The sequence below is a fragment of the bacterium genome (genome assembly GCA_036524115.1).
Taxonomy (GTDB): Bacteria; JAUVQV01; JAUVQV01; order JAUVQV01; family DATDCY01; genus DATDCY01.
This window is the reverse complement of record DATDCY010000348.1, coordinates 1-2,840: the sequence shown is the minus strand read 5'-3', so window position 1 is coordinate 2,840 and position 2,840 is coordinate 1. Positions and strand designations below refer to the sequence as shown.

Sequence of the window (2,840 nt, the reverse complement as noted above, 5' to 3'; positions counted from 1 at the left end):
GTGGCGAACCGCGGGGGCATCTACTACGTCGGGCCGGACATGAGCGTGACCGAGGTCGAGCACTACTTCGCCATCGGCTCGGGGGCGCAGTTCGCGCTCGGGGCGCTCCACGCGCTGCACGGCACGCGGATCGGGGCCGAGGCGCTCGCCCGCCGCGCGGTCGAGGCCGCGATCGCCTTCGACACCTACTGCGGCGGCGAGGTGCAGATCCACCGGGTCGCGCGCCGCCGGGGCCGCGTCCCGCGGCGGGGTTGATTTCGCGCCGACGGGGACATATCGTATCGATAGAGGTGTGAGACTGGTCGAAAACCGCTGCCACGAGGAGGCGTCCCATGTTCTGCAGCCACGATGAACACAACCGCTCCGTAGTCGTCGCCCTGGTTGTCGGCGCCGCCGTCGGCGCCGGCCTGGCGCTGCTGCTGGCCCCGCAGTCCGGCAAGCGCACCCGCCAGCAGATCGCCGACCTGGCGGAGGACCTCAAGGACTACGCCACCGACCTGACCGACAAGGTCCGCGCGAAGGTCGTCTAGCGCGCCCGGCGCGCGGATTTCGGCCCACCCGAGCCAGCGATGAGCCGCCTGGTTCTCCAGACCGCCCTGCCCGGCTACCCGCCGCCGCGCCGCGGCAAGGTCCGCGACGTCTACGACATCGGCGAGCACTTCCTCATCGTCGCCACGGATCGCATCTCCGCCTTCGACGTGGTGCTGCCCAACGGCATTCCCGGCAAGGGGCGGGTGCTGACGCAGATCTCCATCCACTGGTTCCGCCAGGTGGCGGACATCGTCGAGAACCACCTCGTCGCCACCGAGGTCGACGACTTCCCCGCCCCGCTGCGCGCGCACCGCGACGTGCTCGAGGGGCGCAGCATGCTCGTCAAGAAGGCGGCGGTGCTGCCCGTGGAGTGCATCGTCCGCGGCTACCTCTCCGGCAGCGGCTGGAAGGAGTACAAGGCCTCGGGCACCGTCTGCGGCATCCGGCTGCCTGCGGGGCTCACGGAGTCCGCGCGGCTGGAGACGCCGATCTTCACGCCGAGCACCAAGGCCGAGGCGGGCCACGACGTGAACATCAGCTTCGAGGAGCTGTCGCGGATCGTCGGCGACGACCTCGCCTGCATGCTGCGCGACACGGCGCTGGCCGTCTACGGGCGCGGCCGCGAACTGGCCGGCAAGCGCGGGATCATCATCGCGGACACGAAGATGGAGTTCGGCATCTTCGACAAGCGGTTGATCCTGATCGACGAGCTGATGACGCCCGACTCCTCGCGCTTCTGGTCCGCGGCGACCTGGCAGCCGGGGCGCGGCCAGGACAGCTGGGACAAGCAGATCGTGCGCGACTACCTGCTGACGCTCGATTGGGACCAGACGTACCCGGGGCCGGTGCTGCCCGACGCGATCGTGGCGAAGGCGGCGGCGCGCTACGAGGAGATCTACCGGATCCTGACGCAGTAGCTTCCTAGTTCGCGCCGCCGAAAAGGCGCTGGAGGCGGGCGCGCAGGTCCGGCTGGCTGGCGCCGATCTCGTAAGCGCGGCGGATGGCGGCGAGGCGGTTGGCCTCCGGCACGCCGTTGAGCCCCCAGAGGTGGTTCACGATCTCCGCGGCGTGTTCCGGCTCGCAGCCGAGCGCCGCCAGCACCATCCCGAAGGCCGTCGGCCCGCGGTGCTGCTGGCCGTTGCAGCCGACGGCGACATAGTGCCGCTGCTCGAGGCACCCCCACACCGCGTCCGGCCCCGGGCCGAGCGCCGGGCCGAAGAGCTCGCCGTACTCATCGGCCGCCTTCCGCGGCCCCAGGTGCCGCGGATTGGGCAGGTAGACGTGCCGGAACAGCTTCGCGGCCTCGCGGTTGCCCTTGTTGACGTACCACGTGCAGTAGCGGTCGGCGGACGTCGCGCCGTGCCCTTCGGCCAGCCGCGCCACCGCCGCCGCGTCCGAATCGCCGATCGCCATCCCGGCCAGCACGGCCGGGCCGAGCCGGAAGACGCGCAGCCGGCTGACTCCCGCGACGGCGAGCCCCGGCACCTCGTGCGCGAGGAACGTTCCGGGGACGCAGAACGCCGGTTCGGCGGCGGCCGGCGCGGGAGCGGATTCGCCGAAGGCGGGAGCCGCCCCCAGGAGCAGCGACAGGAGGCCGAGCAGCGCGCGCCGGCGCAGACTACTTGACGGTGAAGCGGAAGTCCCAGCCGAGTCCGTCGCGGCCATGGGTCGTGAACATGCCGATCGGACGCTCGCTCTTGCGCGCCGTGAGCCGGAAGGAGTAGCACTCGCCGGCGGCGCTCGGCGGCAGCTCGAGCTTGATCCAGTCCTCGGTGGTCGATTTGGCGAAGACCCTGCCCGCCGGGGCGTAGTTGCGGCCGCAGGCGAGCTTGTCGACGGTGACGTCGTACGTCGCCGCGGGGTCGAGCGGCTCCCACGAGAAGACGGCCTTCCCCGGCAGCACGTTGCCGGCGCCGCACGGCTCGTCCCAGCCGCGGATCACGACGCCGTTGTCCACCGGCTGCTTCAGGTGGATCACCTTGCGCATGTTGATCTCGAGCGGCGCGGTCGCCGCCTCGCCGACCGTGAACGTCGTCCACGCGTCGAGGTCGCCGGGGTAGAGGTTCGGATTGCCCGGCTCGAGGTTGATGCGCATGCTCATGCCCATCTTGCCGGCGGGCAGCCCGCGCACCCGGAAGGCCCCGTCGCCGTACTCGACCTGCGGCTTCTCCGGGGCGCCCTTCTTCTCGTTGCGGAACCAGAACGTCGGCTCGAGCCTGGTCACGCGCGTGATCGGCTGGCCGTCGAAGAGCAGCTTGCCCTCGACGACGCCGGGGCCGGCGGCGGCCGGCGCGGCCGCGGGTGCAGGC

The 2,840-nt window shown here is 71.5% G+C and carries 5 protein-coding genes; 3 read left to right on the top strand and 2 right to left on the bottom strand.

What is annotated here, in order from left to right:
- The 3 genes from VI078_17175 to VI078_17165 form a co-directional block, all read left to right on the top strand.
- Positions 1 to 255: MFS transporter (locus tag VI078_17175; protein ID HEY6001018.1), on the top strand; the 255-nt coding region annotated here is incomplete at its 5' end.
- A 77-nt stretch (positions 256 to 332) separates the two neighbouring features.
- The gene (locus VI078_17170; GenBank protein HEY6001017.1) at positions 333 to 530 is read left to right on the top strand and encodes a YtxH domain-containing protein; all 198 of its coding nucleotides are present in this window, start codon (positions 333 to 335) and stop codon (positions 528 to 530) included.
- Between the two features lie 39 nt (positions 531 to 569).
- Positions 570 to 1,448, top strand: coding sequence for a phosphoribosylaminoimidazolesuccinocarboxamide synthase (locus VI078_17165; GenBank protein HEY6001016.1), 879 nt, complete (start codon positions 570 to 572; stop codon positions 1,446 to 1,448).
- A 4-nt stretch (positions 1,449 to 1,452) separates the two neighbouring features.
- Here VI078_17165 and VI078_17160 read toward each other — a convergent pair whose 3' ends face one another.
- A complete protein-coding gene (locus tag VI078_17160; protein HEY6001015.1) occupies positions 1,453 to 2,196 on the bottom strand; it encodes a hypothetical protein in 744 nt (247 codons plus the stop codon).
- Positions 2,150 to 2,840, bottom strand: a 691-nt coding sequence (locus VI078_17155; protein ID HEY6001014.1) for a hypothetical protein, incomplete at its 5' end; no start/stop codon positions are given. The genes VI078_17160 and VI078_17155, both read right to left, overlap by 47 nt.